General features: G+C 50.7%; 30 protein-coding genes and 1 riboswitch. Of the genes, 24 read left to right on the top strand and 6 right to left on the bottom strand.

Annotated features, from left to right (window positions below; all coding sequences use genetic code 11):
* The first annotated feature begins 38 nt into the window (after positions 1-38).
* The 6 genes from NST99_RS23905 (at position 39) to NST99_RS23880 (ending at position 3,857) form a co-directional block, all read left to right on the top strand.
* Positions 39-389, top strand: coding sequence for a DUF3139 domain-containing protein (locus NST99_RS23905; protein WP_341097736.1), 351 nt, complete (start codon positions 39-41; stop codon positions 387-389).
* Between the two features lie 30 nt (positions 390-419).
* Positions 420-950, top strand: coding sequence for a hypothetical protein (locus tag NST99_RS23900; RefSeq protein WP_341094888.1), 531 nt, complete (start codon positions 420-422; stop codon positions 948-950).
* A 275-nt stretch (positions 951-1,225) separates the two neighbouring features.
* Positions 1,226-2,353, top strand: a complete 1,128-nt coding sequence (locus tag NST99_RS23895; protein WP_341094887.1) for a hypothetical protein — start codon at positions 1,226-1,228, stop codon at positions 2,351-2,353.
* Positions 2,350-2,631 carry a Dabb family protein gene (locus tag NST99_RS23890; protein ID WP_341094886.1) on the top strand — a complete coding sequence of 94 codons (282 nt, stop codon included), beginning with the start codon at positions 2,350-2,352 and terminating at the stop codon, positions 2,629-2,631. Before NST99_RS23895 ends, NST99_RS23890 begins: the two co-directional genes overlap by 4 nt.
* 189 nt (positions 2,632-2,820) lie before the next feature.
* A complete protein-coding gene (locus NST99_RS23885) occupies positions 2,821-3,351 on the top strand; it encodes a GNAT family N-acetyltransferase (protein WP_341094884.1) in 531 nt (176 codons plus the stop codon).
* Between the two features lie 158 nt (positions 3,352-3,509).
* Positions 3,510-3,857: a hypothetical protein gene (locus NST99_RS23880; RefSeq protein ID WP_341094883.1), complete on the top strand. Its 348-nt coding sequence runs from the start codon at positions 3,510-3,512 to the stop codon at positions 3,855-3,857.
* Positions 3,858-4,360: 503 nt separating this feature from the next.
* On the opposite strand, the gene NST99_RS23875 is transcribed toward NST99_RS23880, so the two are convergent.
* On the bottom strand, positions 4,361-4,915 hold the full coding sequence (locus tag NST99_RS23875) for a hypothetical protein (protein ID WP_341094881.1): 555 nt from the start codon (positions 4,913-4,915) through the stop codon (positions 4,361-4,363).
* Between the two features lie 161 nt (positions 4,916-5,076).
* Here NST99_RS23875 and NST99_RS23870 point away from each other — a divergent pair, with 161 nt between their 5' ends.
* The 4 genes from NST99_RS23870 to NST99_RS23855 all read left to right on the top strand — a co-directional run bounded on the left by NST99_RS23870 (position 5,077) and on the right by NST99_RS23855 (position 7,656).
* Complete coding sequence (locus tag NST99_RS23870) at positions 5,077-5,652, top strand: TetR/AcrR family transcriptional regulator (protein ID WP_341094879.1); 576 nt, start codon at positions 5,077-5,079, stop codon at positions 5,650-5,652.
* Positions 5,653-5,802: 150 nt separating this feature from the next.
* Positions 5,803-6,471 (top strand): ribonuclease H, encoded by a 669-nt coding sequence (gene rnhA, locus NST99_RS23865; protein WP_341094877.1) that lies wholly within the window; start codon positions 5,803-5,805, stop codon positions 6,469-6,471.
* An 80-nt stretch (positions 6,472-6,551) separates the two neighbouring features.
* The gene (ung, locus tag NST99_RS23860) at positions 6,552-7,220 is read left to right on the top strand and encodes a uracil-DNA glycosylase (protein ID WP_341094875.1); all 669 of its coding nucleotides are present in this window, start codon (positions 6,552-6,554) and stop codon (positions 7,218-7,220) included.
* A 31-nt stretch (positions 7,221-7,251) separates the two neighbouring features.
* Entirely contained in the window at positions 7,252-7,656 is a 405-nt protein-coding gene (locus tag NST99_RS23855; protein WP_038595039.1) for a hypothetical protein, read from the top strand.
* A 100-nt stretch (positions 7,657-7,756) separates the two neighbouring features.
* On the opposite strand, the gene NST99_RS23850 is transcribed toward NST99_RS23855, so the two are convergent.
* Positions 7,757-8,857, bottom strand: a complete 1,101-nt coding sequence (locus tag NST99_RS23850; RefSeq protein WP_341094873.1) for an AI-2E family transporter — start codon at positions 8,855-8,857, stop codon at positions 7,757-7,759.
* Between the two features lie 233 nt (positions 8,858-9,090).
* Between NST99_RS23850 and NST99_RS23845 the strand changes: the two genes are divergently transcribed.
* The gene (locus NST99_RS23845; protein ID WP_341094872.1) at positions 9,091-9,564 is read left to right on the top strand and encodes a hypothetical protein; all 474 of its coding nucleotides are present in this window, start codon (positions 9,091-9,093) and stop codon (positions 9,562-9,564) included.
* A 31-nt stretch (positions 9,565-9,595) separates the two neighbouring features.
* Here the strand turns inward: NST99_RS23845 and NST99_RS23840 are convergent, their stop codons facing one another.
* On the bottom strand, positions 9,596-9,886 hold the full coding sequence (locus NST99_RS23840) for a hypothetical protein (RefSeq protein WP_341094870.1): 291 nt from the start codon (positions 9,884-9,886) through the stop codon (positions 9,596-9,598).
* Positions 9,887-10,194: 308 nt separating this feature from the next.
* Between NST99_RS23840 and NST99_RS23835 the strand changes: the two genes are divergently transcribed.
* The 7 genes from NST99_RS23835 to NST99_RS23805 all read left to right on the top strand — a co-directional run bounded on the left by NST99_RS23835 (position 10,195) and on the right by NST99_RS23805 (position 17,787).
* Positions 10,195-10,959, top strand: a complete 765-nt coding sequence (locus tag NST99_RS23835) for a DeoR/GlpR family DNA-binding transcription regulator (RefSeq protein WP_341094868.1) — start codon at positions 10,195-10,197, stop codon at positions 10,957-10,959.
* 32 nt (positions 10,960-10,991) lie between these two features.
* Positions 10,992-11,903 carry a 1-phosphofructokinase gene (pfkB, locus tag NST99_RS23830; protein ID WP_341094866.1) on the top strand — a complete coding sequence of 304 codons (912 nt, stop codon included), beginning with the start codon at positions 10,992-10,994 and terminating at the stop codon, positions 11,901-11,903.
* 35 nt (positions 11,904-11,938) lie between these two features.
* Positions 11,939-13,861, top strand: coding sequence for a PTS fructose transporter subunit IIABC (locus tag NST99_RS23825; RefSeq protein WP_341094864.1), 1,923 nt, complete (start codon positions 11,939-11,941; stop codon positions 13,859-13,861).
* Positions 13,862-14,003: 142 nt separating this feature from the next.
* Positions 14,004-14,504, top strand: coding sequence for a Crp/Fnr family transcriptional regulator (locus NST99_RS23820; RefSeq protein WP_341094862.1), 501 nt, complete (start codon positions 14,004-14,006; stop codon positions 14,502-14,504).
* Between the two features lie 316 nt (positions 14,505-14,820).
* Positions 14,821-15,492 (top strand): YitT family protein, encoded by a 672-nt coding sequence (locus NST99_RS23815; protein WP_341094860.1) that lies wholly within the window; start codon positions 14,821-14,823, stop codon positions 15,490-15,492.
* A 491-nt stretch (positions 15,493-15,983) separates the two neighbouring features.
* A complete protein-coding gene (locus NST99_RS23810; RefSeq protein WP_341094859.1) occupies positions 15,984-16,916 on the top strand; it encodes a phosphotransferase family protein in 933 nt (310 codons plus the stop codon).
* Between the two features lie 76 nt (positions 16,917-16,992).
* Positions 16,993-17,787: a TIGR00266 family protein gene (locus tag NST99_RS23805; protein ID WP_076108828.1), complete on the top strand. Its 795-nt coding sequence runs from the start codon at positions 16,993-16,995 to the stop codon at positions 17,785-17,787.
* Between the two features lie 124 nt (positions 17,788-17,911).
* Here NST99_RS23805 and NST99_RS23800 read toward each other — a convergent pair whose 3' ends face one another.
* Complete coding sequence (locus tag NST99_RS23800) at positions 17,912-18,706, bottom strand: class I SAM-dependent methyltransferase (RefSeq protein ID WP_341094857.1); 795 nt, start codon at positions 18,704-18,706, stop codon at positions 17,912-17,914.
* 119 nt (positions 18,707-18,825) lie between these two features.
* Here NST99_RS23800 and NST99_RS23795 point away from each other — a divergent pair, with 119 nt between their 5' ends.
* Together NST99_RS23795 and NST99_RS23790 are read left to right on the top strand one after the other, a co-directional pair.
* A complete protein-coding gene (locus NST99_RS23795; protein ID WP_076108831.1) occupies positions 18,826-19,527 on the top strand; it encodes a response regulator transcription factor in 702 nt (233 codons plus the stop codon).
* Positions 19,524-20,498: a sensor histidine kinase gene (locus NST99_RS23790; protein ID WP_341094856.1), complete on the top strand. Its 975-nt coding sequence runs from the start codon at positions 19,524-19,526 to the stop codon at positions 20,496-20,498. Before NST99_RS23795 ends, NST99_RS23790 begins: the two co-directional genes overlap by 4 nt.
* On the opposite strand, the gene NST99_RS23785 is transcribed toward NST99_RS23790, so the two are convergent.
* Together NST99_RS23785 and NST99_RS23780 are read right to left on the bottom strand one after the other, a co-directional pair.
* Complete coding sequence (locus NST99_RS23785) at positions 20,488-20,766, bottom strand: PQ-loop domain-containing transporter (RefSeq protein WP_341094855.1); 279 nt, start codon at positions 20,764-20,766, stop codon at positions 20,488-20,490. The genes NST99_RS23790 and NST99_RS23785 overlap by 11 nt on opposite strands.
* A gap of 127 nt (positions 20,767-20,893) precedes the next feature.
* On the bottom strand, positions 20,894-21,328 hold the full coding sequence (locus NST99_RS23780) for a MarR family winged helix-turn-helix transcriptional regulator (RefSeq protein ID WP_341094854.1): 435 nt from the start codon (positions 21,326-21,328) through the stop codon (positions 20,894-20,896).
* 249 nt (positions 21,329-21,577) lie between these two features.
* Between NST99_RS23780 and NST99_RS23775 the strand changes: the two genes are divergently transcribed.
* The 4 genes from NST99_RS23775 (at position 21,578) to NST99_RS23760 (ending at position 25,855) form a co-directional block, all read left to right on the top strand.
* The gene (locus NST99_RS23775; RefSeq protein WP_341097735.1) at positions 21,578-22,348 is read left to right on the top strand and encodes an ABC transporter ATP-binding protein; all 771 of its coding nucleotides are present in this window, start codon (positions 21,578-21,580) and stop codon (positions 22,346-22,348) included.
* Complete coding sequence (locus tag NST99_RS23770) at positions 22,323-24,272, top strand: ABC transporter permease (protein ID WP_341094853.1); 1,950 nt, start codon at positions 22,323-22,325, stop codon at positions 24,270-24,272. Before NST99_RS23775 ends, NST99_RS23770 begins: the two co-directional genes overlap by 26 nt.
* Before the next feature lie 17 nt (positions 24,273-24,289).
* On the top strand, positions 24,290-24,922 hold the full coding sequence (locus NST99_RS23765) for a DedA family protein (protein ID WP_076108835.1): 633 nt from the start codon (positions 24,290-24,292) through the stop codon (positions 24,920-24,922).
* Positions 24,923-24,994: 72 nt separating this feature from the next.
* The gene (locus NST99_RS23760) at positions 24,995-25,855 is read left to right on the top strand and encodes an undecaprenyl-diphosphate phosphatase (protein ID WP_341094852.1); all 861 of its coding nucleotides are present in this window, start codon (positions 24,995-24,997) and stop codon (positions 25,853-25,855) included.
* Between the two features lie 286 nt (positions 25,856-26,141).
* Positions 26,142-26,352, top strand: a riboswitch (cobalamin riboswitch).
* Positions 26,353-26,461 lie beyond the last annotated feature (109 nt).

Raw genomic sequence — 26,461 nt, 5'->3', positions numbered from 1 at the left:
GGTTATGCAGGGAGGCAGGTGGCTTTCTAGTGAGGCCTATGAGGAAATTCGCTTATAACCTACTTGTTGTGCTGATTCTGCTAGTTATTTTGACTCCTGAGGTATACGTGCAAGTCAACAAATTCATCTTTGCTCACAGGGTAAAGGCCTATCTGATCGAAGAGAAGGGGTATAGCGATGATGCGATATCTTCGGTAAAAGGAGTTTGGGGAATCAAAGCACCGCCTTTTTATGCCGTAGTGAGTTTTAGCGATGAGCCTGAAGTGGAGTATACTTATTTTGCCCATGATGAAGTAATGCAGTTCAGCCATGAGATCAGTCTTAAAGGCCGGAAGTCGGGAATCCGCGAGTCCAGTCTTAAGCATATTGAGCCCTATAATCCTTATTAAATACAATCTACAGAACAAGGTGGAACCCTCATGAATGACCTGACACAGCAAGCAAAAGAATGTTTTGCCCGTTATTTGGGCAGCTTTGTGCAAATGCACCGTGAAGGTGTGCTGGAGCAGTACAAGCAATATGAAATCCCAAGGGAAATGGAGCTGCAATGGTTGCAGGAGATGGTAACCGGTTATTTGCAGCAATTGTCTATCCGTGATTGGGAGGCGGTGTCCGCACTGGGTGCACTTTCCAGACAGTTCCAGGATCCTGTTATCGTAGAAAATACAGCTTCCTTCGCTGCCCGCAACCTGCTCAGCGCCGACAGCATCGTCCGGCTGATGTATGCCGAAAGTCTGGTGGGAATCCTCCGCTCGAACAAAGGGGTCATTCCCCGCGGGCTTTTGTTCAGCGCTTGCCGCACAACGGTTCAATTGCTTGAGTCTGTGATTGCAGAGCCGCTGGTCATAGATCCCGGACATGAACTGCAGCCGCTTGGACTTAAAGATAAGCGCGGGCTGAACAGCAGAGCGAAAAAAAGCATAGAAGAGATAGAAGTGCTGATCAATTAAAGCAAGCAACGGTATTTGATCTAAATTACCGTGCTTTTGGAAACCGCAAGGATGAATCGAGGCTGATTGAAAGAATAAGAGAGTCGGCAGACTTCATTCCTGAGCTTTCCATTGTGGCTGTGGAGAATGAGATGGTCATCGGCCATCCCTCCCATTATCCCAAATTCGGCTTTACACCAGCACCCTTAAATGAATATGACATAAGGTTGTCTGGTTCGTTATGCTACGCTTTCCTGACAGAGAGTCGGAATGAAACAGCAGGAGGAGACTAACGTATGGCTGAACCATTAAAAGTAATGTACAACGAGGAATTTCTGCGCGGCTTCGGCGGAAAGATTAAAGCCGTATACGGGCTGTTCGATCTGGAAGGCTTCGTCCAGTCGGCGATGAAGGCGCCTTGGGAGGAACTGGAGCTTAAGGGACGGATGCGGCGCATTACAGAGACGCTTGGGGCTTTTTTGCCCCCGGGATATGAGGACGCCTTGGATATTCTGTATGCAATAGATGCTCAATGTGTAGGGTTTCCCTACCTGATCTTCCCCGACTTTGTCGAGGTGTACGGGCAGGCGGAGGAACACTGGGAACGGTCGATGGCGGCACTGGAGCGATTCACAAGAGGATCGTCGGCGGAATTTTCCGTTCGTCCCTTCCTGCTGCGCGATCCGCAGCGGATGATGGCGCAGATGCTGCGCTGGTCCGGCCATTCCAGCGAGCATGTGCGGCGGCTGGCCAGTGAGGGTAGCCGGCCCCGTCTGCCGTGGGGGCAGGCGCTGCCGATGTTCAAGCGTGATCCGGCTCCGGTGCTGCCGGTGCTGGAACGGCTGAAGGCTGACCCGTCGCTGTATGTGCGCAAGAGTGTGGCCAATAATTTGAACGATATCGCGAAGGATCATCCTGATGTTGTCATCGGGATTGCCCAGCGCTGGAAAGGTGAGAATGAGTACACGGACTGGATTGTGCGGCATGCCTGCCGTTCGCTGATCCGCAAGGCGGTCCCGGAAATTATGGCGCTGTTTGGATATGCGGCTGAAGCGGAGGACACACCGCTTGTTGCAGATGCCTCGCTTTCTGTCGATCCGGCTATCGTGCAGATTGGGGGAAGCTGCGAACTGCGGTACAGCCTTCATATTGCTCAAGGCGGCCCCGTGCGAATCCGGATTGAATACGGCATTGATTTTGTGAAAGCCGGAGGAAAGACATCACGCAAATTATTTCTCCTGTCTGATAAAACAGTGCCCGGCGGCAGTACTTTAAAGGCCACACGGACACACCGCTGGGGTGATTTGACGACCCGGCGCCATTATCCGGGAGAACACCGGATAATGCTGCTGGTGAACGGACGCGAAGCTGCTACAGCCATGCTGCAACTGGAGAAGCAGGAGAAGGGGGATATCAGGCTGTGATTATCAACAACTTATTAATCAAGCTGAACGACAGCAGTCCGGGCAGTATAGCCAAGACAAGAGAGGTATTGCTTGGTATGCGCGAGAGAATAGAGTATATCCGCGATCTGAAAGTAGAGATTGAGGTCCGAAGCGGCTCATATGATCTTATGCTAATCGTTCAGTATGCATCAATGGCGGACATGGAGGCTTATCTGGTGCATCCTTATCATCTTGAGGTGTCCGGTTACATTGCGGGCGTACTGAAATCGTCAGCCTCCCTCTGCTATGAATCGTGAGTTACTGGTAAGAGAGGAGTGACTACTATATAGATTGAACTTAAGAATTACATGTAGGGAAAAGTGGCGGAGGGCAATTTTGGAGCTGGAGGAGCGGTAGCGGCCGGAAGTCCAAACATTCTCTGTAGTCACGGCCAATCCAAATTAGAAGAATTATTGATTCAATTTTTATAGGGGGGAATAAAGTGAATGTTTGAATTTCCTGTATTGGAGACGGACAGGCTTAGATTAAGAGAAATTACAGCAGAGGATGCCGAGGGGATCTTTGCCTGCTTTTCCAGCAGCGAGGTCATGCGCTACTACGGGCAGGGGCCGCTTACGACACTTGCACAGGCGGGAGAATATGTTGATTTCTTCGCAGACAGCTTCCGGGACAAGCGAGGTATCCGGTGGGGCATTGAGCTTAAGGGCAGCAAAGGGCTTATCGGGACGATCGGGTTTAACGCCTGGTCACCAAAGCACCAACGGGCCGAAATTGGCTATGAGCTCAATCCCGATTTTTGGCGCAAAGGTTATGCTGGGGAAGCGGTGTCCAGGGTTCTAATTTATGGCTTCGAAAGAATGGAGCTGACCCGGATCGGCGCTGTAGTATTCACTGGAAATGAAGCCTCTAAAGCGTTGCTGGTTAAACAGGGGTTTCAGCAAGAGGGGCTATTAAGAAACTATATGGTCCAGGATGGCAAGCCGCATGACACAAATGTATATTCCATCGTAAAATGAGCAAGTGTTCTCTGAGTACAGCAATTTCAAAGATACGATCCCACGCGGATGGTATCTTTTTCTAGTTTTCGGCAGCCTATCTGCAACATATTGGAGTGTTATCATCGTTTAGAAAGAAATGGAGCAAGCGCGGGAAACCGCCAAAGGAGGAAATGAAGATGTCTAAGCTGCTGGCCTGTCTGCCGCTGCTGCTGATTCTGCTGCTAGCAGGGTGTGAAAGCACGGATGGAGGAAACGGAAGCACTATACAGTCTGCAACTCCACTGCAGAGGCCTGACCACCTTATGCCTGAAGTGATGCCGGAGGATTTTGCCTTCTCTGTCCGTTTCGGAATTACCGGGAAGAATGAAATCAATACCTTTGAAGGTACCGTAACCAAGGATTTGGTGACCCAAGGTGAGGCAACTGCGGAGCTGACGTTTACCGAGAGCGAAATGGCAGACATCTATACCCGCCTGCGGGATATTGATGTAATGGGTGAGCTGAAGCTGGAACCGGCGAGGTAAAACTGCAACCAGACACCCTATGATGAAGAGCATTGGCAGATAAGGCTGAATGGAGAAGAGCAAACACTGGAATGGTCCGAGGAAAAATGCGAGGTCACCGAAGATGCCAAAAAGCTGAAGGAAATAAGAAGCTATATCTTTGAACTCGTCAAGACAAAAGCGGAATATCTGGAGCTGCCTGAAGCGGTGGGCGGATATGACTGAGTGAGCGAAGGGGCGTCCATCTAAGTGATCGCGTTAATCCTGCTCAAAAAACGAGAGTTGTCGTTTGAACATTGAATCGTCATCCTCCTTAGAACTTCTGCATAATAACTCTGCTCTGCCCTGACTTGAACGCAATCCGCTGTCCTTAAACATTAACGCTCCGGCAGTGTCACCTGCAGTTACTGGTTAACCCTCAGTTCACGCCCGGCCATTCCCAGGACATGAACTCCGCAGTCCGCCAGAGAGAGTATTCAGCAAGGCTGCGGATATCGAGATTGCCGGCAATCAAGTCCTTCGGTTTATTTCTTCACTTCTGTGACGCCGGATACAATGCCCTGATCTGATGAGTCGAAGGTGGATTGATATTGAGCATTCGCGAAATAGACGTTGCCATTGATGGTGGCATTCACAACGCTGAAGCCGTCCGCCTCCACATAAACGTCCCCGACAAAAGTACCGCCCTGAATCCGGGCATTTTCACTCCTAATGGTGATTTTGGGAGCAGTCAGTATGAACGAGTTAGTGATATTGTGCTCCGCATCCTGAGTATAGAGGGCGATTTTGCGAGCCGGTTCTTCCTTGTTGATGAACTGGCCGTCCACAACGAGATCTTCGGTGAACGTAAGGTCATTTAAGGTTGCGGCAATCCAGGTGCCGTCTTTACTGATCGCTTTTTTGAAATCCTCTCCATTGTTAACTACGGATGCTGAGGTAACAGCGTCAGTGGTTTCCGTTACATTGGTATTGCCGTTTGCTGACGTATCTGGATTTGCCGCATTATTGTTGCTCGAGTTACCGCATCCTACGAGTAGGGTAAAAGCGAATACTGCGGCCAGGCCTGCACTCTTTCTCATCTAAAGAACCTCCTTAGGGTAGGTGTGACTTTGTGATATGTTCTTTCAAAATTAATGTAGAATGATTAGTGCTGAAATATTGCGGTGGAATTCACATTTCCTTCATTATATTTACCGATCGTTCTATAAATGGTAAAATCGATCCAGAGAGGAGCATGATGATGGCAAGAAGCAAAGAGTTCGATATCGATAATGTACTCGGTAAAGCGATGAATGTTTTTTGGCAGCAGGGCTATGAAAAAACCTCTATGCAGGACCTGGTGACCGGAATGGGAATTCATAAGCGCAGCATGTATGATACTTTTGGCGACAAGCATACTTTATATATGAAAGCTGTAGACCGGTATGTGCAGAATACCTCAGCCAAGATGGAAGAACAAATGAAGGAAGCGGCCTCAGCAAAAGAGGCAATTCGTCAACTGTTTGAACTGATTCTCCAGATGGCAGAAATCGACCCGAAGGGCTGCCTGCTTGTGAACACTGCGGTTGAGCTGTCCTATCATGATCCCGAGGCAGCAGCCAGCGTGAACGAAGCGTTCTTGGATACAGAACAGCTTATTGAAAGATTGCTGCTGGAGGGCCAGGCAAGCGGAGAAATTTCCAGACGCCGTCCGGCGGCGGATCTGGCGGCATATCTGCACAACGCCCTGGTGGGACTGAGGGTAATGGTCAAAACAACCAGGGATGTAGATAAACTACAAGGGATTATAGATACTACGCTTGTGGTGCTCGATTAAACTTCTCGTATAGTATGAGCTAGTGTCTGTCCAAATATCCGCAGATTTTTGAGCGGCAACAGGCTCTGATTATAATTTGACTTCAATATGGCCGCAGTTTGGATTACAATATTCTTCTGATGAATTTTTACGCGAAGGAAGGTCTGTTCCATGGCTAAGCAGAAATTTTATGTAGTATGGGAAGGCAAACAGCCGGGAGTGTACGGTACTTGGGCAGAATGTCAGGCCCAGACGGATCATTACACCGGAGCTAAATACAAGTCCTATGAATCCAGAGCTGCCGCAGACGCAGCGTACAAGGCTGGCTGGAAGGGGAATTGGGGAACGGGGGCATCCTCATCCGCTTCCGGTGGCTCAAAGGGGAAACCGGCTGCCTCACGGGGACGGAGCGCTAGTGTAGAAACCTCGGCAGAGATTGATTATGACAGCATATCCGTTGATGTCGGCACACGGGGCAATCCGGGACCGGTAGAATACAAGGGTGTGGACACTCAGACAGGCGACATTATATTCAGCTGCGGACCCATTAAGAAAGGCACTAATAATCTGGGTGAATTTCTGGCAATTGTTCATGCGCTGGCCCTGCTGAAGAAGGAGGGCAGCAACAGGACGGTTTACAGTGATTCCCTGAACGCGATGAAATGGGTCAAGCAGAAAAAGGTGGCCACGACTCTGCCTAGAGATGCCTCTACGGAGGAGATTTGGATACTGATTGACCGCGCCGAGCGGTGGCTGCAGAGCAATACATATGACAACAAGCTGCTGAAATGGCAGACCAAAGAGTGGGGCGAGATCAAAGCGGATTACGGGCGGAAATAGCCCTGGCAACCCAGCCTTATATTATGTGTATTAACAGGTAATGAATAATGATTACGTGAAAGATCGGAAGGAGAACGGGGATGTTCGGCAACGATTGGGATGAGGTATTGCAGGAGGAAACAATAGAGTCCTATTTTCAGGAACTGCGCTACACGCTTGCGAGTGAATATAAACAACATACAGTTTATCCGCCTAAAGAGCTGTTGTTCTCGGCGCTCAAGCTGACGCCATACAGCAAGACCCGGGTGGTTATTCTGGGACAGGACCCTTATCATGGTGCGGGACAAGCTCACGGGTTAAGCTTCTCAGTGAAGCCCGGGGTGCGTATTCCGCCTTCACTGCGCAATATTTATGCGGAGCTCCATACGGATACCGGGCTGCCGGTTCCGAACCACGGCTCACTGCTGCACTGGGCCGAAGAGGGTGTCCTCATGCTGAACGCAGTGCTGACTGTGCGTGAAGGCCAGCCCAATTCACATAAGGGACTAGGCTGGGAGACATTTACTGACGCCATCATGGAGAAGCTAAATGAACGGACGGAGCCGATGGTATTTATTCTGTGGGGAAGCCATGCTCAGCAAAAAGGGGCTTATATCGACCGGGACCGGCATATGGTGATTCAGTCACCGCATCCGAGTCCGTTCTCGGCACATCGTGGCTTTCTGGGCAGCCGCCCCTTCTCCAGAGCCAATCAGTATCTGGAGTCACATGGCCTTAAAGGAATAGATTGGTCCATACCGAATGTATAGGTAGCACGGACACAGCGAAGGGGGTGGAGCAATGAAGCATTGGGTTGGCAGACCGGTCATTATGTATTGCGGGGAAGAGCCTTACACCATCATGAAGGGCGTTCTGCGCAAATGGGATCCAGCCGCTTCGGTGGCCGTGATCGGCCATCAGGAAATTGCTGTACCTTTTCGTGACATTGTGTTCATTAAGGCTCTGGCTCCCAAAGAGAGAGCTTTGCCCCCGGTTCTTCATTCCGTCGGATATGTCATGAGAGAGCGCCAGCAGTTCGATAACGCAGTATATTTTAAATCAGCAGTAACCGTGTGGAAAGGTGATCAGCTGATTGCTTTTAATACAACCATAGCTTCACATACCAAAGGTTCGGTTACCCTGGTGGACGGGCAGAATCTGATGAAAGGTACACACATCTTTGTCGTCCGCTCCCTGCGTGGCTGAGGAATCAAAACAAAAAACGGCTGCACCCTCCCGATTAAGGATGGCGCAGCTGTTTTTTGTTTCAGGGGCCTATATGAGAAGTTAGCCTAACCAACAGCTGCTATAGCTGTTCTTCCTTGACGACCTCAACTTCTTCAATACGTTCCGCGATGATAATCTCATAGATTCGCAGAAAGATGATTTTGATAATCATATACACGGGAAGAGCAATCAGCACACCGATGATGCCGAAGAAATCTCCGCCGATCAGCACAAGGAGTACCGTCGTGAGCGGGTGAACATCCAGCGACTTGCCGTAAATAATCGGAGAAAGCACATTATCTTGAATTTGCTGGGCAACCACAATAATGACCAAAGACCAAATCGCCATGGATGGCGAATCAATGAATCCCACAATGACTACCGGAATTGCCGCCAGAAGGGAGCCGACATAAGGAATGAAATTAAGCGGTATGGAAATTACGGCGAGCAGGAGCGAATACGGCAATCCAATAATCAGAAAGCCGATATAGAGCATAATTCCCAATACAACATTGAGCAGAACCCGGGTCACGATAAAACCGCTGAGTGCGCTGTCGATATCCTTCAGCATTTCCTGGCCTTCCTTGCGGTACTTTTTCGGAATCAGGCTCTGAAGAATAGGGGACAGCTTGTGTCCGTCCTTCAGCATGTAATAAAGAATAATCGGCAAAGTGGCGATGACGACCACAATGCTTGAAACGACACCGATAAGATTGGTCATCGAGTTAGTAACCCAGGTAATCCCAGCGTTCAAATATTCCGAGAGCCGGGCAGCCACGTCGGTATCCCCTTTGAAGAATCTTGACAAGGAAGGATCATTCTGCAGCTTGTTGAACTGATCCTGCATTCCCTGAACCAGGTAAGGGGTGTTGTCAATAAAGTTCTGAATCTGTTCACGAAGTGTCGGCCAGACCAGCACCCAGAACAGGATGAACAGTCCCACAGCGACAAGATAGATCAGCAGGATGGATAATCCGCGTCCCAGTTTATGGCGCTCCAGGAATGAGACCAGCGGCCGCAGCAGATAATACATGAATCCGGACAGCATCATCGGCACAAGCAGCAGATTCAGGATCGCCACCACAGGAGTGAACAGAAAAATAACTTTGGAGCCCAGATACAGAATCGTCAGAAAGGCGATAATGGCTAGGCATGTTCGAAAATACTTGCTTTGTAGCATAGCAGCCTCCCCTTCATTCAAAATAATGCCCGTATGTATCAGCATCAGAATCATTGGTAGATCTACCAATATACTAATAGTACATTAAAATCGCAATAAATCTAAACCCGATTCTATCTTTATAACCGATATACGAGAGTTTGATTCAAGTTTATCCGGAACCAGGGCAACCGGCCGGCAGGTTCAAGCCGCAAAGGTGGCGGTTAATATCGCTTTAACAGGAGGGATGTCATATGACTATGCTGGTTGTAGGAATATTCGGGCACCGGAGCGATGCAATACTGGCGATAGAGGCGGTGCTGGAGCTCGGAGTCAAAGCGAAGCAGATATCGGTTGTGACGAAGGAGAAAAATACGCTGGAGGTTATCAGCCACGATACAGGGATTGGCAAGCCCGAAGCCGGGGAAGGCAATGCAGGCTTGTTCGGAACAGCGAGAGGCCTGGGGGTGGGGCTGGATATGTTGTCCGATACGGCGGTGGCAGCGGGGCCTGCAGCGAAGAAGCTGGCTGGGGCTGATCTCGATATCGACGGTCTTGCCGTCAGCCTGATTAGCATCGGAATCCCCAAGGACGATGCGGAGGCCTATGCCAAACATGCTGACCTCGAGCATATTATTGTGATTGTCACACTTAAAGATGAAGAACCTCGCTGGAAGATAAACGCCATATTTGAAAAGCATCAGGCCATACCTCTTGCGTCTGCCTAATGCGAAAGAATTTATTGCCATAGATTAAGCTTTAACGCGGTGGACGGGATTTCCGTCGGGCCGCTTTTTTTTTTCTGGATTGTATGAATAAAAGCGGGTCGATATCTACCTGGCCTCCGGTTTCCTTGGTCACTTGCTTCGCTTTGACGAGGGCCAAAAATGCGAACACTTCTCCCAAAGCGGCTAGACCGGCAGCGATAATTTCATAATCTTCAGCGCTTAGCTCCGCGGATTCTACCGGATTGCTGGCACCGGGATTATTATTCAGATTGCTGTTGCCTATGCGGTTGCGATTTCCAAAGTTGTTTTTGTAATTGGCCATTTCCTGTTCACCCGCTTTTCCCCATATGTATTATAAAATATGTAACACCCCGGGCAGATGAAATAGGCGTTCAGGAGGATATTTCAGACAGCCGGCTTTGAGCAGATCTGCTCAAGAAAAAGGAGCTTTACAGATGATGAAAACGCTGTTATTATCATAAGTGAGCAGAAGTAATCACAAATGGTCATATTCAATCAAAATCGAGCAGTTGATTCTATTCGATCAAAATATGGAGTATAAGGATTATTGTTATTTCAGATCCTAAAGAAGCCGGAAGGTAACGCTGTTCCGTTAAGGAGTGAACCGTCATGCTGTTTGAAGAGGAAAGAAAGCGTAGCATCGTGCAGTTTGTCGAGAAGCATACGAGGGGCTCGGTGCAGGAGCTTAGCCAGCAGCTTGGCGTATCCGAATCGACAGTACGCCGCGATCTTAAAGAGCTGGAGGAAGCACGGCTGCTGAAACGGACGCATGGCGGGGCGGTCTCCCTGCAGAGCGTCAACTTTGAAGCGGTATTTCAGGACAAGGAAGACCGGTTCCTGGAGGAGAAGCTGCGGATCGCCCGCAAAGCGGTGGAGATGATCCAGGACGGTGATGCGATCCTGCTTGACGGAGGAACAACAACCCTGCAGATTGCCAGGGAGCTGAAATCCTTCTCTAATCTTAAGGTCATTACTAACTCTATCATGGCGCTAAATGAGCTGAAGGAATGCCGTAATATCGAAGTATCCATCACGGGCGGTATGCTTCGTCCGGATACACTTGCTTTTGTGGGACCGATGACGGAGCGGTCACTGGAGATGGTTCGGGTGGATAAGGCGTTTCTCGGTACGAACGGGCTGGATGTGCATGAAGGCATTACCACACCGAATATGCTGGAAGCCGCCACCAAACGTAAAATGATCTCCGTTGCCAAGCAGGTCATCCTGCTGGCCGATCATAGCAAGGTCGGGCAGGTATCTTTTTGCAAGGTGGCGGATCTGCAGGAAATTGATCGTTGCATTCTGGATTCGGAAACGCCGGAGAGTTTTATCCGCGAGCTTGAAATGATGGATATGGACTATACATTAGTTTGAAAACTAGAAAACCATAATAATGAGGGATAATCATGATATATACTGTGACACTTAACCCTTCCATTGACTATATCGTGGAAGTTGACCAGGTAAAGCTTGGCAGCCTGAACCGGATGAAACGTGATTTGAAGCTGCCGGGCGGTAAAGGGATCAACGTCTCGCGTGTTCTGAACCAGTTGAACGTCCAGAACAAGGCAATTGGCTTTCTTGGGGGCTTTACCGGCCGTTATATTGAAGATTGGCTGCATGAAGAAGGCATTGCGAGTGATTTCGTATCCGTCTCGGATGATACCCGGATTAACATCAAACTCAAAGCCGGAGAGGAGACGGAGATTAACGGAATGGGTCCGGTAATCCGGGATAACGAAGCTGAGGCTCTGCTTCAGAAGCTTGCTACTTTGCAGGCGGGTGACATCGTTATAATGTCCGGAAGCATTCCTCCTTCGCTGGGTGAGGATTTCTATAACAGGCTGATTGGCGTATGCAAGCAGCACGGGGCCGAATTTGTTATTGATACGACCGGACATGCATTGCAACAGGCATTGCCTTTGGGACCGCTGCTTGTTAAGCCGAATCATCATGAGCTGGCAGAGCTGTTCGGGGTTCAAATCAGCAGCAAGGACGATCTTATCACCTACGGGCGCAAGCTGCTGGAGCTCGGGGCAAAGCATGTGCTGGTCTCCATGGCCGGAGAGGGGGCTCTGTTCATATCAGAGAATAGCCTGTTCCGCGCCAACGCGCCGGCAGGCAAGGTGAAGAATTCGGTAGGTGCGGGGGACTCTATGATTGCTGGTTTTGTCGGCACATTGTCCCTGACAGGAGATGTACTGCAGGCATTCCGTGCAGGAGTAGCTTCCGGCAGCGCAACCGCATTCTCCGATGATCTGGCGGACAGAGAACTTATTGAGCAGCTCAAGCCCTTGATCGAAATTTCACAGTTGTAAACAAGCAGTTCAAGAAAAAAGGGGAGTTGAAATAAATGAGAATTACGGACTTGATGATAAAAGAAACGATGATTATGGACCTCAAGGCCACGACCAAGGAAGCGGCGATCGACGAACTGATCGCCAGTCTTGCAGGCAGCGGGCGCATTAATGATCCCGTGCAGTTCAAGGAAATGATCCTGCTTCGGGAAGCCCAGTCCAGCACTGGCATTGGCGGAGGCATTGCAATGCCACACGCCAAAACCCGGGCCGTCAACGAGGCAACGGTAGTATTTGCCAAAAGCGCAGCGGGCGTTGATTTTGCCTCACTCGATGAGGAACCGGCACAGCTGTTCTTTATGATTGCCGCGCCGGAGGGTGCTGGAAATATGCACCTACGTACACTGGCTTCATTGTCCAGGTTGCTCATTGAAAGCGAGTTCATCGAGGCGTTGATGAAAGCTTCCACCCCGGAGGAAGTATCCGCTTTGTTCGATGCCAAGCAGGCAGAGCAAGAGGCCAAGGAAAAGGACAATGAATCCGGAAGCAGCACAAAGCAGGCTTCTGAACGCGTAATTACAGGCAACCCCGCTTCTTCAAGCTTCGTCGTTGCGGTCACGGCGTGTCCTACAGGAATCGCCCATACCTTTATGGCTGAGGATGCATTAAAGAAAAAGGCCCTGGAAATGGGTGTCAACATCCGTGTGGAGACAAACGGTTCTGAAGGGGCACAGAATGTGCTGACCGAGGACGAAATCCGCCGGGCCAGCGGTGTTATCATCGCTGCCGACAAAAATGTGGAGATGGCCCGGTTCTCCGGCAAGCCGGTGCTGCAAAGACCGGTAAGCGACGGCATCCGCAAACCCGAAGAGCTGATCACCAAAGCAATGAATGGAGATGCGCCGATATACCGCAGTGAAGGCCGCGGTAGCGGGGATGCCCCAGCAGGGAACTCCTCCAGCATCGGAGGCAAGATCTACAAGGACCTGATGAACGGCATTTCACATATGCTGCCATTCGTAGTCGGCGGGGGGATTCTGCTGGCGATCTCCTTCCTGTTCGAACAGGTGGCAGGTGTAGATAATCCGTTTGTGAAGCTGCTGCAGACGATCGGCGGGGGAGACGGCGCCTTCCATTTCCTGATTCCGATTCTCGCCGGATTTATCGCGCTAAGCATCGGCGACCGCCCGGCACTCATGCCCGGGATGGTCGGCGGTTATATGGCCTTGAACTCCAATGCCGGATTCCTTGGCGGACTTGCTGCAGGTTTCCTGGCAGGGTATGTGGTCATCCTGCTTCGCAAGGTGTTCGCCGGTCTGCCCAAAACCCTGGACGGCTTGAAGCCGATACTGCTCTATCCGGTATTCAGTCTGCTCATTACCGGCGGCGTTATGTTCTACCTGTTTGATCCGGTATTCAGCTGGATCAATGAAGGACTTATCGATGGTCTCAACAGTCTGGGCACCAGCAATATGATCATTTTGGGAATTATTCTCGGTGGAATGATGGCGATTGATATGGGCGGTCCCTTCAATAAAGCAGCCTACACTTTTGCCATCGGTGTATTTACATCCAGCGGTAATACCAACGGATTGATGATGGCGGCTGTCATGGCGGGAGGAATGGTTCCTCCGCTGGCCATTGCGTTAGCAACGACATTCTTTAAGAACAAGTTCACAGAAACGGAACGCAAGTCAGGTGTAACGAATTATGTGCTCGGCTTGTCATTCATTACCGAAGGAGCTATTCCCTTTGCCGCAGCCGATCCGCTGCGTGTCCTGACCAGCTGTATTATTGGTTCAGCTGTAGCTGGCGGACTTACACAGCTGTGGAACATCAACGTCCCGGCTCCGCACGGCGGAATTTTTGTAGCCGCGCTGTCCAGCAACGCTCTGCTGTTCATTCTGGCTGTTCTTATCGGAGCTGTTATCTCCGGCCTGACGCTGGGACTTTGGAAGAAGCCGATTAAGGCTAATTAAGACAGTAAACCATTCGTACTGCGGGATTCAGAATTCAACTCTGAGTCCCGCAGTATTTTTTTGCCTGAACGAACTGCATTTTGCAGGCGTATTTCTGTATAATTACTAATATATATAACGAGAAGATAAAGGAGCGAGCGAGATGATTCTGCACAAAGGGGAGGCTTTGTTCCGCCAGGGAGACAGCTGCCAAAATCTGTACAAGGTAAAGAGCGGGCTGTTTAAGGTGACAAGGCTGCATGAGAACGGGAACATGGTGCTGTTCAACCTGTTGTATCCCGGTGAGACCGTTCCCCATCATTCCCTCATTTCGCCAAAGGAGGCGCATGGAACGGCGGTGGCGATGATGAGGAGCGAGGTGGAGGTCATTCCGGCTGCGGAATGGTACCGCGAGCTGCGTGAGGAGCCGGATAAAGTGATGGAAATCGCTCTGCTGCTCCAGGAGAAGGTTCGTTTTATGCAGACACGCATTGACCACCTTACTGTCGGATCGCCGGGGGAGCGGATGGAGCTGCTGACCCGCTGGCTGAATGAGTACTCATATGGAGCACAGCTGACAGACCTGCTGACACAGGAAGAAATTGGGCAATTGATCGGCGTCCGGCGGGAGACGGTGAACCGTCTGCTGCGAAATCAGGGCTAATTCATGCTTTTTATTGGAAAACTGTTTAGAGTGACTCCTTTGCGTGGTATAATCTAAACAGAACATATCAAACTAAAGAAAGGATCAGGATACCATGTGTCCCCGAAGGACGATTCCCCAAAGGACGATTTGGAAACGTTATGATCTGTCTTATACTTAGCTTCCCTGTAGAATGTGCGCGAACCGTTGTTAATTGACGAAGCCGCCTCTGCGTGGGAAGGGAGTATTGTATGCGAAGGAAGAACTCTTCTGGTTTTACCCCTCGTAGAGGCTGGCGGGACGTCTAAGCCGCCATTTACGATAAGGGGAGACCTGTATGAAGAAACAAGACAGTGGCATGAGGTTGCCGCTACGGCTCATTATTATTTTATCCGGAACATTTTTACTTGCATTTACTTATTATCACATCAATTATCAGAATCATTTGACCGAGGGCGGGTTTGTAGGCCTGGCACTGCTCGGCAAATACGTATTAGGAATTTCACCATCACTATCTACGCTAATCTTAGACATTCCAGTACTCTTGATCGCATTGATATTCAAAGGGAAATCGTTCGTGGTGAACACCTTCATCTCGGTAGGGGCCTTCACGGCATTCTATGGACTGATGGAACGCTATTCCGGATGGGTCATCGACTTGCAGGATAACTTGCCGCTTGCGGCGTTGTTGTCCGGTGTACTGACAGGTCTAGGAGCGGGAATGGTCCTGCGCGGCGGCGGGGCGAGCGGTGGAGACGATATTTTGTCCCTGCTGATCAGTGAATGGAAAGGAATTAAAGTAGGTACGGTATTCATCCTGATGGATGTTATTGTTTTGGCGTTGTCACTCTTCTATATGCCTCTCAAGGAAACCTTGTATACGGTGATGGCCGTGGTTGTAGCCGGTTATGTGATCACCTTTACCACGTCCTTGGGCAGACCGAAGCTGAGCAAGGCGCCGAAGATCCAGCCTGCACGCGTGAAACCGCAGGATGGTACGGTAATGTGAATAGGGCAAAGTTAGCCCCATGTCATGGGGATCATTATGAGAGGCCAACGGGAACTTACCCGGCTGGCCTCTTGTTTGTATGGCGAAGTGAACCACCTTCCGGTAAAAAACAATTAAAAAAGTTGATGCCGGGGGATTGTGTTATATAATGGAAACAAATAAAATAACGGTGGGATCAGTGCTTTGATGATGATTATATTCCTGACAAAAGAAATCGGTTAATCCATTAACTGAATAACGCATGAACTGACCAGGCACAGGTATTCCCGGAGTAATGAGGGATTAGTCCGCATGGCTCAGCCCATGTTTCTTATGTTGAACTATAGTCTAGTCTCAAGCTGCCGTACCCATTACCCGATAGAGGTCTCTCTATTGCCGGTCAACGTTTGCGTACAGCCGTGGATGAACAATGTTCATTCACGGCTTTTTGCTGTGCCCTGGAGGAGGCAGACCGGGCTTTATTTTACCAATTTAAAGGGAGATGATGAGTAATGAACGGAGTTAAACCAAACGTCACTGCAAAGGAAACCGGAAGGATTGTCAGAAATGACCGGGGAATGGAGGCCGAGAATATCAGGGCAATGGAAGGCGGGAATCTCAGCACTGTCTTTTCATTCAAGGCTGAGGAACGCGAGTATGTTATTAGGTTCAGTGCAATGGAGGATGACTTCCAAACCGAGTCCTATGTTGCAAATCTGCTCGCCTCACAGGGAGTACCTTTTCCGAGAGTATTGGGGCTGGGGCTACATAAGGCTTACAGTTATTGTATCTCGGAGCGCATGGCAGGGCATAATCTGGCAGACTTGCAAGCAGAGCAGAGGGCAGCACTGCTTCCCGAGCTGGTTCAAGTCATTACCGGGATGAACGGGGTGAAGCTGGACAGCAGCTCTTCAGGGTATGGTTTCTTGAACAAGGAAGGCAATGGCATCTATGCCAGCTGTGAGGGGTTCATCCGCTCTTTTTACGGGCAGGAGCAGCAGGAAGGCTTCTGGGAGAATTGGTATGAGCTGTTCACCAGCAGCTGTCTGGAAAAGGATGTGTTTGACGAGTGCTACGCCCGGTTGCTTGCATACAGCAAATATAATGCGCCACACCGCCATTTTGTCCATAATGATTGCCATGAGTGGAACATACTCACAGACGGCCGCCGGATTACCGGAATTATCGACAGCAACAGCATTTATGGGGATTTCATGATTGATGTGGCCTCAATGCATGCAATGATACCTGGTGTGGATATGTCACAGGTTTTCCTCAGGCATTATGAAGAGCTGGGGACACCGGTTGCCCATTTTGAGGAGCGCTTAACAGGTGCCCACTATTTTAAAGGGCTGGACGCCATGAGGTTTTACGCAAAAATGGGCTGGGACCATGCTTATATGGAGACGCGCGACCGTCTGCTGTCCATGCCCTGCAATATTTAACATAATGCTGAAACCGCTGCAGGAGGGAGCGCGTATATATCTCATTCAAAAACGAAACTTTAGGGGGATAACAAGGATGAGTGCTCACGAAATTGATTATGTCATTATGGGCGAGGAAATACAGTGTGTGGAGGTGCAGCTTGATCCGGGGGAGAGTGTGATCGCAGAAGCGGGAAGCTTCATGATGATGGACCCGGAGATAACGATGGAGACGATCTTTGGCGACGGATCAGGATCTGGACGGACAAATGGTCTGGTAGGCAAGCTGATGGGTGCAGGTAAACGCCTGCTGACCGGAGAAAGCTTGTTTATGACGATCTTCACGCACAGCGGGGCCTATGGCCGGAAGAGTGTCACCTTTGCCGCCCCGTATCCGGGCAAAATCATCCCGCTTGATCTCCAGCAATACCACGGCAAAATCATCTGTCAGAAGGACTCCTTTCTCTGCGCTGCCAAAGGCGTGTCGGTGGGCATTGAATTCCAGCGCAAGCTGGGCGCAGGCTTCTTCGGCGGTGAGGGATTTATTATGCAAAAGCTGGAGGGCGACGGCCTCTCCTTCGTGCATTCCGGGGGCTATGTGCTGGAACGGACGCTGCAGCCTGGAGAGACAATCAAGATCGACACCGGCTGTCTTGTGGCCATGACTTCGTCTGTAGATTATGATATCGAATTTGTCAAAGGTGTGAAGACCGCGTTGTTTGGCGGGGAAGGATTGTTCTTTGCTACCTTGCGCGGGCCGGGCAAGGTATGGGTACAGTCGCTGCCGTTCAGCCGGATGGCGGACCGCATTCTATCGGCTGCCGGCAACACCGGCCGCAAGGAAGAAGGAAGCATCCTTGGCGGCCTTGGCAATCTGCTGGATGGCAGATAGGATCGCCAGAGACAAGAATCAGAATTGCCGCTTTTTTACCTTGCGGGTACAGCGTGATTAGAGAAACAGCCGTCTTCACCGGATTACCGGGAAGGCGGCTGTTTGTTTAGCTGAGTCCTTAGTGTTATTTTACGGCCAGAATAATATTAGTATGTATTCCTTCAGTAAAGACTCCTTTGGGGTCCAGAAGCAATAATCTCTCTTTCAGCTCTCTCTCGAATAGAGGTGCCTGGTCGCCGAGAAACCGCTTCGAGCCAAAGGAGGTGGAATACAGATTCCCCAGTATGGCTTCTATAGTCCACTGATATTCATACATTGGCAGCCGGTGAGTTTCAAGGCGGAAGCTGGATCCGGCTACGATATCCGTGTGACTTTTGACCGGATGAGAATAGGTTGTATTGCCAGCCTTCCGCTCCTCGCCATACCATTTGCGTACGATCCGGTCCACTTCTTTCTGCCAAGGCAGGGGCGCTTGATCGGGCTTGTATTGATCCACAATAGCGACTCCGCCTCCCGGAGCAACCCGGTTGTAGAGCAGTCCGAGCACCAGGTCCCTGTCCATCCAGTGAAAAGCTTTGGCTATAGTGACTAGACGGTAGACGGGAATGGTGGACAGAGCCAAATATTCTTCCGCTTTTCCCGCAACCCATTCCGTATTAAGCGCTCTCATTTCCTTGCTGATCCGCACCGCCTCATGGATCATTTCCTGTTCGTAATCGAGTCCGGTCACGCGCTGAACCCAATCGGCAAAACGTAAGGCAAGCTGCCCGGTTCCACAGCCCAAATCCAGCAGTTCGCCTTCCCCGTCCAGCCCAAAGCGGTTCACAAGGAATCTTACGAGCCCGGAAGGATAGAGCGGGCGATACTTCGCGTAATAACCTGCCGATCCCTTGAAAAGATCCTGACCATAATCTATCATGCCACTCATCAGCTCCTTTGACTGAAAATTATAACCTATATTTGACTAGCCTGCAGTGACTGTATATATTATTGGGCAAACCCCTTAGCTTTCACTAGGGCGTAAACCGGAGGCCTGATATGTTCAAAATATTTATCATTGAGGATGACCGGGGGCTGGTGGCGCTGCTCCAGGAATATTTACATAGGTTCGGCTATGAAACACAGGCGGTGAACGATTTTGAAGCGGTACGGACCGAGTTTGAGCAATATGCACCGCATCTCGTACTGCTGGATGTTAATCTGCCTAAGTTTGACGGTTATTACTGGTGCCGCCAGATCCGCGGAATCTCGACCTGTCCGATTCTCTTCATCTCTGCACGCGACGGCAAAATGGATCAGGTGATGGCGCTGGAGAACGGAGCGGATGATTACATTACGAAGCCGTTTGATTATGAAATAGCCATGGCCAAAATCAAAAGCCATCTGCGCCGTGCCTACGGCTCCTATGCTGTGGGAGCGAACGAGCGCAGTCTGGCGGTGTCAGGGCTGACACTGGATGTGGAACGTCTGGTGCTGTCGCGCGGCAATGCCAAAGTCGACCTCAGCCATACGGAAGCGAAAATTCTCGACGAGCTGATGAAAAAAACAGGCACCATCGTCACCCGCGACCGGCTGCTGGAGAAAATCTGGGATGACCAGGCGTTTGTTGATGATAATACGCTGAATGTCTATGTCACCCGTGTGCGCAAAAAGCTGGCAGCGATGGGTATTCAAGACGGGCTGCAGACCGTACGCGGGCAAGGATACCGGTTAAGCGACAACTGGGGTGAAGTGACGTGAAGCTATTTTTGCGGGAACAGACGCCGTTAATCGTGATCTACCTTGCCCAGCTGATGATCATTACTCTGGTGTACCGGCTGGACGGAGGAAGCGGTGTGAATGTCAGTCTGTACGCCGGGCTGCTCAGCACCTTTTTGCTGCTGGCCTATCTGGCGTACCGTTATTTCTCCAACCGGTCATTCTATGAGCGGCTGGAGAGCCTGCCTTCATCGCTGGATGAATCGGGAGGGCCCGCACAGGGCTCTCCGCTCGCGGAAAGCCTACGCAAGCTCCTGGCACAGCAGTTCCGGCTCTACCAGAATGATTTGCACAGCTACCGCCACAAGCTGGAGGAGCATATTCATTTCATCAACCAGTGGGTGCACGCTATGAAGACTCCGCTCTCGGTGATCCACTTGATTATTCAGGATAAAGACGGTCCCCCGTTCACGGCCATTGGTGATGAGCTGGACCGGCTGAAAAAAGGGCTGGATACGGTGCTCTATACCGCAAGACTGGATACGTTCGAGCATGATTTCTATGTAGAGCAGCTGGAGCTGGCGGACGTCGTGCGCGGTGTGACTTCAGAACAAAAACGGCTGTTCATCCGCAAACGGGTGTTTCCGGCGATAGCGATGGACAGCGGCATAACCATCACCTCTGACGAGAAATGGCTGACCTTTGTACTGACACAGCTGATAACCAATGCCTTGCGCTATACGGTAGAGGAGGGGCGTGTAGTTCATTTTCGCGGATATCTTCAGGAGAAGGGCAGGGCGGTACTAGAAGTCCGCGACGAAGGAGTCGGCATCCCGCCGGGGGATTTACCGCGCGTCTTCGATGCTCATTTTACTGGTGTGAACGGCCGCAGCTTTCAGGAATCCACGGGGATGGGCCTCTATTTGGTGAAGCAGATCTGCAGCAAGCTGGGGCATGAGGTGGAAATTTCCTCTGAGGTGGGCAAGGGTACGGCAGTGCGGATTATTTTCTGAGCCGGGGCTGAAACCGCAGGATCAGAATAACGACAACCGATACTACGGTTAAAGACATGGTGTTTGTGATAAAAAAAGCAAGTCCCACGCCCGTCAACACCAAGCTGACAGCATAAGCCTCCATTAAACCAATCCCCAGCAGCATCAATAAGTAGGATTTCAGGTTTAAGTCCGCAACCGATTTTGTCTTGAGAATTTGGATGATTTGCGGAAGCCAGCCGAGGGAAAGAATGACACCGCCGATCAGCTGCATAAGCGAAAAGAGCATGAGAGCACCTCACAGTTCTTTTTGTACGTTGTATGCGCCGCGGGCGGAATGGGTTCTTTTCACGCAAAAAAAAACCGCCGCCTCTGGGATGAGGCAGCGGGTCATTCAGGAAGCCAGGATTGCGCCATCATTGCTGTTTCAGACGCAGCAACTGCTCCAGCAGCTCCTGCACTCTGGTGTCAGGGAACGATTGGGCCAAAACCTCGTTAACAGTCACCCGGGCCCGGTCCAGCTTGTCTTGCCCTATGGCAGTAAGCGAGGTATAGATGCTTCTGCGGTCAGCATCACAGGTCTTTCTTTGGAGCGCGTCGCAGCCTTTGGCTTCAAAACGGCTGACCAGTCTGGAGACGGCGCTCTGGCTTAACCCGACCATCGACTCCAATTGCTGCAGCTTCAGCTTCTTCTCCGGGGCTTCGGAGAGAAACAGCAGCAGATAGAATTCTTTTAGAGACAATTTGTAGTTCTCCTGAAGTTTGGTTTCTAACTCATTTGCTACATTCATTTGTATATGGGTCAATGACAACCAGCTGGTTATCAGTTCATTGGCAAGAGTATCCTTCATCACATATCACAATTCCTCTCCCGGCTATATACCGACTCATGAAATTAAATATTCAACTATTATAGCATCATACGCCCGTGGTTTGATAGATACAGAGGAATCGGCTGCGCAGCGTACCGGAATTCTGTCAACGCTATTCTGCTTACAATAATGTAAGGTGACTGTAAGTTTCAGAAATAGCAGCTGTAGTTTACAGTTTGTATAATGAAATCAATCCAAAACGATCAGGTAACGAAGGAGCGGAAGCACTTGCCCATATTAGACGTCCATAATTTATCCAAAATATATGAGGGCAAGGTATCAATTCATGCGCTGAACCATATTCGTTTTGCCGTGGAGAAGGGTGAGTTTGTAGGTATTATGGGACCTTCAGGCAGCGGAAAAACAACACTGCTCAACGTGATCGCCACGATCGACGAGCCTACCTCAGGTGAGGTGATGATCAACGGCGGAAATCCGAATGCGCTCGGGCGCAAGGACAAAGCGCTCTTCCGGCGGAAGGAGCTGGGTTTCGTCTTTCAGCATTTCAATCTGCTTGATACGCTTACCGTAGAAGAAAATATCGTGCTGCCGCTGACGCTCACCGGGGTGCCGCTTCCGGAAATGGAACACAGGCTGCAAGAGGTGGCTGAGCGGCTGGCCATCGGTCCGCTTCTTCATAAACGGACGTATGAAATCTCCGGCGGGCAGATGCAGCGGGTGGCGATTGCCCGGGCAATGATTCACCGGCCGGCGCTGATTCTGGCCGATGAGCCAACGGGTAGCCTGGACTCCAAAACAGCGGCCGAAGTGATGAGCCTGCTGGCAGAAGTCAATGAAGCGGAAGGGTCCACGGTGCTGATGGTCACCCATGACGCAGTGGCGGCGAGCTTTTGCCACCGGGTCATCTTTATCAAGGACGGACGGTTCTACAGCGAGATGTACCGGGGCAGCAGCAGGCCGGCTTTCTTCCAGAATATCATCGACATGCTGTCGCTGCTGGGAGGAGCAAGCCATGACCTTTCGGCAGTTCGCTTATAGAAATGTAACGCGGAATAAGCGTAAATACGCTGCTTATTTTGTCAGCAGCGCATTTTCCGTAATGATCTTTTTTCTCTGTGCACTGTTTATATTTCATCCGGTGATTTCGGGCGATATGATCCTGGATACGGCGGCTGACACCATGATGGTGGCTGAGGGAATTATTTTTGTATTTTGTTCCCTGTTTGTGCTGGTGTCCGTAGGATCTTTTCTGCAGTCCCGCAAGCTGGAATTCGGCATCCTGCTGATGCACGGCATGACGAAGCGGCAGCTGAACCTGATGGTTTTTTTGGAGAATATGATGATCGGCAGCTCCGCCATCCTCACCGGCACTTTGCTCGGTCTGCTGCTGGGCAAGCTGTTCCTGATGATTGGAGCGGGGTTCCTGGGCATTGGCCCGCTGGAATTTTATCTTTCCTGGCACGCACCGGTACTGACGATTTACAGCTTTGCTCTGCTGTTCATGCTGATCTCGTTAAGTACCTTTGCCTTTATCGGGAATGAGTCGGCGAGAGGTTTGTTTCAGGGCGGTCGCAAAGGAGACAAGGAGCCGCGGGTGTCTGCCTTACTGGCGTTCGCTTCGGCCCTGCTGCTGCTTGGAGGCTATATTCTGGCCACTACCACGACCGCAGCATCGGTGGAGAGAGTGATGTTTCCGGTGGTGGCGATTACGGTCGCCGGCACTTACTTATTCTATACACAGCTTAGTCTATATGTGGTTAGGATAATGAGGAAAGTCCGGCGGTTTTATTGGCATAAGACAAACATTATTACACTCTCGGGCTTAACCTACCGCTGGAAAGACAACGGGCGGATGTTTTTTATGGTGACGATTGTTTCGGCGGTATCCTTCACCTCTGTCGGGGTATTTGCTTCTATTCATACACTCTCCAAAGAGCTGAAGCTGGACTATCCGGCAGCGGTCGGTTATGTGGCCAAGGGCAATGAGGCCGGGGCCGTTGCGGAAGAGGATTTAAACGGGATAAAAGCGGAACTGGAGCGGTTGAATCTTCCCTATCGCTCGCTGGAGATCCAAATCAAATATGCGGAAGTACAGTCTCAGACCGGTCCTGACCGTACAGAGCGTCTGCCGCTGATGGCTTACAGTGATTACAAACAGGCGCTCCAGCAAGCCGGATTTACCTCCCGTGAGCAGCCGCTCCAGGGGAATGAAGGTCTGGTCATGATCGGTTCCCAGCGTGACCGCAGCCTGACCTCTGAACGGGTTCATGCCCTTTATAAGCTGAAGCAGGGAGTAGATATTCAGGAAATCGGATATACGGAGCATGTGCCGATTGCTGAATATCTGCTGCCGGAGCTGGATGGGAGGGATGGCGGTGATTTCAGCGGAGTAGTCGTTAGTGACAGCTTGTTCGCCACCATTAATCCCGTGCAAAGAGATTTGTATACCGGGTTCTATGTGGACCCATTCCAACAGACGGTTGGCATTGCTTCGGGACTTGCGGACAAAGGCAAAGTGTCCTACGAGAGCAAATCCCCTTATGCCGTTGTGGTCAGCGGCACGCTGTTCGAAATTCAGCGGACGTTATACAGTACGATGCTGTTCGCTTCGCTTTTAGTCGGCACCGTTTTTTTTATCGCCGCAGGCAGCTTCTTGTACTTCCGGTTGTACATGGATCTTGACCATGACCGGCTGCAGTATTCCACCTTGTCCAGAATGGGCCTGACCGACCAGGAACTGGACCGGACTGTGACCCTGCAATTGTCACTGATGTTCTTTGTTCCGGTGGGGCTGGCCATCCTGCACAGCTTGTTCGCCTTTATTGCGCTGCAGCGGCTGTTCTATCTGTCCATCGCTGCCGAAACGGGAGCGGTGCTTATCGGCTACCTGGCTGCGCAGGGGTTATACTTCTTCCTTATCCGCAGCCGTTATTTGCGCAATCTCAAAAAAAATCTCATCTGAACGCGGAGGAGCACGAAATGAAAACATGGATTACCGATTTTATGGAACAGTTCGGCTATCTGGGCATTTTTCTGATGCTGGCCCTGGAAAATATTTTTCCGCCTATCCCCTCGGAGGTAATCCTTCCGTTCGGCGGTTTCATGACAACCACTTCCGGGATGACCATCCCCGGCGTGCTGATCGCCTCAACGGCCGGCTCGCTGCTGGGAGCACTTGTGCTGTACTGGATCGGCCGGATGCTGGACGTGAACAGACTAGAACGGATTGTGGACCGCTGGGGCGGACTGCTCCGGATCAGCGGAAAGGATATCCGCAAAGCGGATGCCTGGTTCGACAAATACGGCTACTGGACGGTATTGTTCTGCCGCATGATTCCGCTGGTACGGAGTCTGATCTCCATTCCTGCAGGAATGTCGGGGATGAAATTCGGGTTATTCATGCTGTTTACGACGATCGGGACGCTGGGGTGGAATGTGCTGCTTATTCTGCTGGGTGCTGCACTGGGAGAATCCTGGGAGGATATTGGCGTGTACATGGAAGCTTACTCAAGTGTCGTCTACGTATTGATTGCTGTGGGAGTTGTTGTGGGTGGTGTGCTCTATTTCCGCAAACGCCAGTCCGGTAGAAAACCGGTAGATACCACAGATTAATTAAATTCACAGGTTTCGCAGAACTATTTAAAGCCTCTCATAGGGGAGGTCAACAAAAAGGAGGGGATCAATATGGAGCTGTTAACAATTATTAAAGCCATCATTCTGGGCATTGTAGAAGGATTAACTGAATTTGCTCCGGTATCCTCGACCGGTCATATGGTAATCGTGGATGATATGTGGCTGAAATCCCAGGAATTTCTCGGAAAATATGCGGCGAACACGTTCAAAGTAGTCATCCAGCTGGGTTCGATCCTGGCGGTAGTTATCATTTTCCGCAACCGGTTTATCGACCTGCTGGGTCTCAAGCGGTTCAGCCGCAAGGAGCTGACGGCGGTGCCGGAAGGACAACCTCCGGTGGAGACGGAAGGCCGGCTGAAGCTGGCGCAGGTCATTGTGGGACTTATTCCGGCAGGAATTCTCGGATTTCTGTTCGAGGATTACATCGACGAGCATTTATTCTCGACATCGACGGTCCTGATCGGACTAGTCATTGGGGCAATATTCATGATTTTTGCCGACCGGTTCGCCCCCAAAAAAATCAAGACAGAGAGTGTTGACCAAATTACATATAGACAGGCGCTATCGGTAGGTTTGATCCAATGCTTGTCGCTCTGGCCCGGATTTTCACGCTCCGGATCGACCATCTCAGGTGGAGTGCTGCTGGGTATGAGCCACCGTGCGGCTGCCGATTTCACCTTTATTATGGCAGTGCCGATTATGGCGGGTGCGAGTCTGATTTCACTGGTCAAGAACTGGCAGTATTTCACGATGGATGCCCTGCCGTTTTTTATTGCCGGGTTCATTAGTGCATTCCTGTTCGCGCTGCTCTCTATGAAGTTTTTCCTGAAGCTGATCAACCGGATCAAGCTCATGCCGTTTGCGATTTACCGTCTCGTTCTTGCCGGGGTAGTCTACCTCGTCTGGTTCTAAAATACAGTTTGAAACAGCCCGTTGATGGCTATCATTTATCGAAAAGGAACCGGCTGTACCTCCTTACCAAGGACGGTGCAGCCGGTTCTTTATGCTGTATACCAAACGTTCTGCTGAAGCTGCTTCTTGAAGAGAGGCTGTGAGGGAATGTGTGGCAGAATCGCAGCAAAATGAGCCTGCACGGCGCCAGCTATAGGGAATGTGTATAACGGGAATACCCGTAATTCTGTTGCGGATAAGGTATCGGATTCAGTATGATGGCATCAGATTACGGGATGAATACAATTTGCAAATATCGGAGACAGGCGCCAGCCGGAGCATCAGAAAGGCCCGGAGGCTTAATAGGGAAATTCGGTGACAAGCCGATGCGGTCCCGCCACTGTAACGGAAGAGTTCATAGCAGCCCATGTCACTGGCCATCTCTACTTCGCCGGGAAGACTTGCTGATGGATGCCGACGCCGCTAGTCAGGAGACCTGCCTGTCTCAACAGCACTGCAGTACCTACGGAAGATAGGGAGGTGTTAAGACGTTACCCATTGGCAGCCCATGGGCGTCTTTCCCTGCGGCCTGGTTAGGGGAAGACGCTCTTTATTATTGATACCGAC

Source organism: Paenibacillus sp. FSL L8-0470, from assembly GCF_038008625.1.
Taxonomy (GTDB): domain Bacteria; phylum Bacillota; class Bacilli; order Paenibacillales; family Paenibacillaceae; genus Paenibacillus_AQ.
This window is presented reverse-complemented; position numbering and strand designations above follow the sequence as displayed.